The sequence below is a fragment of the Streptomyces sp. URMC 127 genome (assembly GCF_051386535.1).
Taxonomy (GTDB): Bacteria; Actinomycetota; Actinomycetes; order Streptomycetales; family Streptomycetaceae; genus Streptomyces.
Genome location: NZ_JBPQTW010000332.1, coordinates 1 through 4,771 on the forward strand (window position 1 = coordinate 1; position 4,771 = coordinate 4,771).

General features: G+C 73.9%; 6 protein-coding genes and 1 tRNA gene. 5 read left to right on the forward strand and 2 right to left on the reverse strand.

Annotated features, from left to right (window positions below; all coding sequences use genetic code 11):
* Positions 1-2 precede the first annotated feature (2 nt).
* From ACSNOH_RS33330 to ACSNOH_RS33350, 5 genes are all read left to right on the forward strand, one after another.
* Positions 3-76 (forward strand) — tRNA-Lys (locus tag ACSNOH_RS33330).
* A 136-nt stretch (positions 77-212) separates the two neighbouring features.
* Positions 213-662 (forward strand): hypothetical protein, encoded by a 450-nt coding sequence (locus ACSNOH_RS33335; protein ID WP_436725188.1) that lies wholly within the window; start codon positions 213-215, stop codon positions 660-662.
* A gap of 60 nt (positions 663-722) precedes the next feature.
* The gene (locus ACSNOH_RS33340) at positions 723-1,118 is read left to right on the forward strand and encodes a hypothetical protein (protein ID WP_436725189.1); all 396 of its coding nucleotides are present in this window, start codon (positions 723-725) and stop codon (positions 1,116-1,118) included.
* A 75-nt stretch (positions 1,119-1,193) separates the two neighbouring features.
* The gene (locus tag ACSNOH_RS33345; RefSeq protein ID WP_436725190.1) at positions 1,194-2,015 is read left to right on the forward strand and encodes a DsbA family protein; all 822 of its coding nucleotides are present in this window, start codon (positions 1,194-1,196) and stop codon (positions 2,013-2,015) included.
* Positions 2,016-2,024: 9 nt separating this feature from the next.
* Positions 2,025-2,867, forward strand: coding sequence for a cytochrome c biogenesis protein CcdA (locus ACSNOH_RS33350; protein ID WP_436725191.1), 843 nt, complete (start codon positions 2,025-2,027; stop codon positions 2,865-2,867).
* A gap of 299 nt (positions 2,868-3,166) precedes the next feature.
* Here ACSNOH_RS33350 and ACSNOH_RS33355 read toward each other — a convergent pair whose 3' ends face one another.
* Complete coding sequence (locus ACSNOH_RS33355; RefSeq protein WP_436725192.1) at positions 3,167-3,757, reverse strand: lytic polysaccharide monooxygenase auxiliary activity family 9 protein; 591 nt, start codon at positions 3,755-3,757, stop codon at positions 3,167-3,169.
* A gap of 350 nt (positions 3,758-4,107) precedes the next feature.
* Positions 4,108-4,602, reverse strand: a complete 495-nt coding sequence (locus tag ACSNOH_RS33360; RefSeq protein ID WP_436725193.1) for a C40 family peptidase — start codon at positions 4,600-4,602, stop codon at positions 4,108-4,110.
* Between the last annotated feature and the right edge of the window lie 169 nt (positions 4,603-4,771).

Consider the following 4,771-nt stretch of genomic DNA (forward strand, 5'->3'; position numbering starts at 1 on the left):
AGGCGCCGCTAGCTCAGTTGGTTAGAGCAGCTGACTCTTAATCAGCGGGTCCGGGGTTCGAGTCCCTGGCGGCGCACAGACAGGCGAAGGCCCTCACCGCAAGGTGAGGGCCTTTGTCGTATGTCCGGCCCGCCCCCTCATGACTTATGTCATCGGCAGCCGGTGATCGGTGGATCTGCCCGGCAGAACGCCGGAACGACAGGGTTATGGGCATGGACACGATGACGCTCGCGCCTGCCGCCCCCGCCGCCTCAGCCGCCTCCGCCACGGCCTCTCCCGAGGAGATCAAGCCGCTGCCGACCTGGTTCTTCGCCTTCGAGGGCCTGGCGTCCGCCGGCTTCGATCTCGTCCAGGCCGACCAGCGGTTCCTGTGGGCGCTGGGGGCCCTGTTCGCGGTCAACGCCGTGGTGTCCCTGACCGTCCTGCGCTCGCGGCTGCGCCTGGCCAAGCGCATGTGGCGCGGAAAGAACACCCGCAAGGTGGCCATCGCCCTGCTCGCCCTGCGGCTCGGCGCCCACCTGGCCCTCACGGTCGCCGGCTTCACCGTCGTCCCGGCCGCCGGTCACTTCGCCTTCGCCGCCGTGATGTCCGTCACCACCGTCACCCTGCTCTGGTACGCCCAGCGCGTCTCGCTGCGGGCGCTCGCCGCGGAAGGCGTCTGAGCGGGGCCCGTAGCATGGGGGCCGTCCGTCCGCACCGCCGCGCGCCAGGAGAGGAGAACCGTGACCGGCACGACCGAGCGTCATCGGACGGCCGCCGCGGCCGTGCTCCTGCTGCTCCTCGCGGTCCTCTTCGGGCCCGTCCCGGGCGGCGCGCAGCCCTACGCCGCGGCCACGGCCGCCACCCCGTCCGCACACCACGCGGACCCGGCGTCCGCGCCGGCGGCGGAACCCGTACGGGCCGAGGCCCCGGACACCGGCCCCAGCTGCCGGCAGCAGGACGTCCCGCTGAAGGACGCCGAGACCGCCGTCGCCTCCGGGCACGCCGACCCCGTCACCGCGCCGGGCACCGCCCGCGCCCCGCTCCCCCAGGCCACCGCGCCCCGGGTAACTGCGCCGCGCGCGCCACCCGCACCCGTCGCGGGCTGCGCCGAGCTGCTCCCCGTCCTGCGGATCTAGATCCGGCCCCCACGGCCCGCCGGGCCGTGCTGTGTCATACCCGGATTCCGTACGCTTCAGGGAGCTTTCTCCTTTATGTCCGCTACTTCCAAGAAGACCAACGCCGAAGCCGCGACCAAGGCCAAGACGAAGGCCAAGGTCAAGGCCGGCAAGACGGCCTCCGTCTCCCTCCCCCGCCGCCTCGCCGCCCTGGGCGCGATCCTCGCCCTCGTCGCCGCCGTCGTCGCCGTCGGCATGGCCGTCGGCAAGAGCGGCGGCTCCGGCAAGCGCGGGCCCTCCGCGGCCGGCGGCCCCTCCGCCGACCCGCTGCAGGGCGCGTACGAGCGCGCCGAGCAGGCGACCAGCCGCCGCAAGGACGGCGACCCGCTCGCGCTCGGCCGGAAGGACGCGCCGGTCGTACTCGTGGAGTACGCCGACTACCAGTGCTCGTACTGCGGCAAGTTCACCCGCGACAGCCAGCCGGAGCTGATCAGGAAGTACGTGGACGAGGGCGTGCTGCGGATCGAGTTCCGCAACTTCCCGATCTTCGGCAAGGACTCCGAGCGCGCCGCCCGCGCCTCCTGGGCGGCCGGGCAGCAGGGGAAGTTCTGGCAGTTCCACGACGAGGTCTACGCCAAGCTGCGCAAGGGCGACGCGCTCGCCGAGGACAAGCTCGTGGACCTGGCCGGCAAGGCCGGCGTGACCGACATTGACCGCTTCCGCTCGGACATGAACGGGTCGGCTGCCGAGGAGGCCGTCAAGAAGGACCAGCAGGAAGGGTACGGGCTCGGTGTGGCCTCGACCCCGTCCTTCCTGGTCGGCGGCCGCCCCATCGCCGGCGCCCAGCCCATGGCCGCCTTCGACGAGGCGATCGCCCAGGCGCGGGCCGCCGCGGCCGCGAAGAAGAGCGAGAAGTAAGGGGCCGGCGTGACCGACATCGGCTACCTCGCCGCCTTCCTCGGCGGCGCCCTCGCCCTGGTCAGCCCGTGCAGCGCACTGCTGCTGCCGGCCTTCTTCGCGTACTCCCTCGCGAGCCCGGGCCGGCTGCTCGCGCGCACCGGCGTCTTCTACGCGGGCCTCGCGACCACGCTCGTCCCGCTCGGCGTTGCCTCCACCGCCGCCAGCCGGCTCTTCAACGGCCACCGCGATCTGCTGGTGACCGCCGGCGGCTGGATCGTGATCGCCATGGGCGCCGCCCAGATCCTCGGCCTCGGCTTCGCGTCGAAGAAGGCGCAGGCGGCCGCAGGGCGGATCACCCCGCGCTCGGTCGCGTCGACGTTCCTGCTGGGCTGTGTGTACGGGCTCGCCGGGTTCTGCGCCGGGCCCATCCTCGGTGCGGTGCTGACCGTGACCGCGGTCAACGGCAATCCCGTGTACGGCGGCTCGATGCTGGCCGTCTACGCCCTGGGCATGGCGCTGCCGCTGTTCGTCCTGGCGGTCTTCTGGGACCGCTTCCGGCTCGGCAGCCGGCGCTGGCTGCGCGGCCGGGAGCTGCGGCTCGGCCGGCTGCGGCTGCACACCACGTCCCTGGTCTCGGGGCTGTTCTTCATCGGCATCGGCGTGCTCTTCCTCGCCTACGACGGGACCACGGGGCTCCCCGGGATCCTGGACGCCGACCAGGAGTTCCGCCTGGAGGAGCTGGCCTCGCGGGTGGGCAACGCGGTTCCGGACTACGTCCTGCTGGCGGGGGTGGCGCTGGTGGTCGCGGGGGTGCTTGCGCGGTTCGCACTGCGGGCGGGGAAGGGAAGCGAGCCGACCGACGCCGAGTGATGTCCGGCGGGGGCGGGTCCGGCACCGCCGGACAGCCCGGCGGGGGTTGTCCGCCGTCGCGGCGGAGGGAAAAGCCCCGTCCCCACCCTTTCACCGTTTCTTCCTGCGGAAGGCTTCTCGCGCGGCGAAGCCGGAGGGGTTGGTGCCGCCGCCGCGGCGCGCAACCCCCACCGGACGTCACCGGCGGTGCCGGACCGGCCAAGCCCGTACGGCCGGGCGAACCGAAGGGCGCCTCCCCGGGGTGGGGCCGGGGAGGCCCCGGGGAGCTCCGGCGTCCGTGGCGAGGCCTGCGGAGGCCGTCAGAACTGGACGTCGGAGCAGGCGTAGAACGCGTTGCCCGTGTCCGCGATGGTCCACACGGCGAGGACGAGCTGCTTGCCCGTCCGGCCGGAGGGGAACGTGCCCTGGTGGGAAACGGTGGCGTCGGGCACCCGGCCGCCGTAGGGCACGGTCAGGAACGGCTGGAGTTCGAGGTCGGCCCGGGTGAGCGGCCGGCTCGGGTCGTAGGTGGGCTTGGTGAGGTAGTAGCGGAAGTCGGTCGTGGCGTGGCGGGCGGTGAGCCGCCACCGGAACGTGTAGCTCTGGCCCGCGCCGACCTTCGTGGCGGGCCACCGGCCGCCGCGCGGATCGTCGAGCTCCGCGAAGCGGCTGTTGCCGCCGGCACAGATCGTGCCGTCGGCGGGCCCGCGGGCCGGGAAGCCCTTGGAGCCCTCGACGCTCTGCGGCTCCCATTGGATCTCGCCGCAGTCCCGGACGGTGCCGTTGGCGCAGTACACCTGCCGGCTGGTGGGGGTGTCGGTGTAGCCGTGGCTGCTCGCGCTGCCGGTGGCGAACAGGGAGGTGCCGGCGATGCCGAGGCCGATGATCGCCGCACTGATCTTTCTGCGCATGCCTTTTGCTCCTCGGAGAACGTGGGGGGTTCTGTGAGGCGAGTGAAATGCGGTCTAGACCAAGGCGGAGGCTAGTACCGGCCGTTTGGCATGTCTAGGCCAACGGCCGCAACGATCCGGTCGCTTCGCGTACGGGGCGGCTTCGCTGCGCGTTCGCCGGGACCGCGGTTGCCCTGCGTGCATGGACGTGCGGCGGCCGCGGCGCGGGCTGCGGTCATTGGCCGTTCAAGGAGGCGCTCTTGACGGAGTCCGTCAGGTGCCTTCAGGTACGGGAGCCGCCGTGGACCGGGCGACGGCCCGGCGGAATGACCGGCCACCGCGGCCCGGCACCCCGCCCCGCCCCACACCCCTCAACGGACCCGGCCGTACAGATTCGGCCGGTAGTGGGCGAAAGTCGAGACGCGGACCTTCAGGCCCGGCCGCGGGGCCTCGACGTAGCGGCCGCCGCCCAGGTAGAGCGCCACGTGGTGGACGCCGGAGGCGCGCCCGTTGCGGGACCAGAAGACGAGGTCGCCCCGCTGCAGTGCGCGGCGGCTGATCCGCTGCGTCGCGCGGTACTGGTCGGCGGCGATGCGCGGCAGTCGTACGCCCGCGCGACGGTAGGCCTGCTGGACGAGCCCCGAGCAGTCCCAGCGGCGGGGCCCGTCGCCGCCCATGGCGAAGGAGTCGCCCACATGGCCCAGGGCGTAGCGGATGGCCGGTTCCAGACGGTCGCCGCCGGGGCGTACGGCGCCACGCCCGGCCGCGGGGGACGCCGCGGCCGCGGCCGGAGCGGGGCCCGCGCCGGGCCCGGCCAGCACCGCCGCCCACACGGCCGCCACGACCGCGCCGCGTATGTGCACCACGCCCGCCGCACCTTTCTCCGGGCCCCCGCCCGGGGTCCTGCCAGTACTCGGGCACAGCGTCTCAGCGATGCGAGAGACCCGCACGCCGGGGCGTCCGGGCAGGTGACCGGGGCAGATGCCCGGGCGGCCGGGCGGGGGCGGCCGGGGCCGGGCCGGCGACGCCCGCCGC

What these genes read in the sequence shown, in the direction of transcription:
- ACSNOH_RS33335 (WP_436725188.1), top strand. Translation starts at nt 213, where the DNA reads ATGGACACGATGACGCTCGCGCCTGCCGCCCCCGCCGCCTCAGCCGCC.
- ACSNOH_RS33345 (WP_436725190.1), top strand. Translation starts at nt 1,194, where the DNA reads ATGTCCGCTACTTCCAAGAAGACCAACGCCGAAGCCGCGACCAAGGCC.
- ACSNOH_RS33355 (WP_436725192.1), bottom strand. Translation starts at nt 3,757, where the DNA reads ATGCGCAGAAAGATCAGTGCGGCGATCATCGGCCTCGGCATCGCCGGC.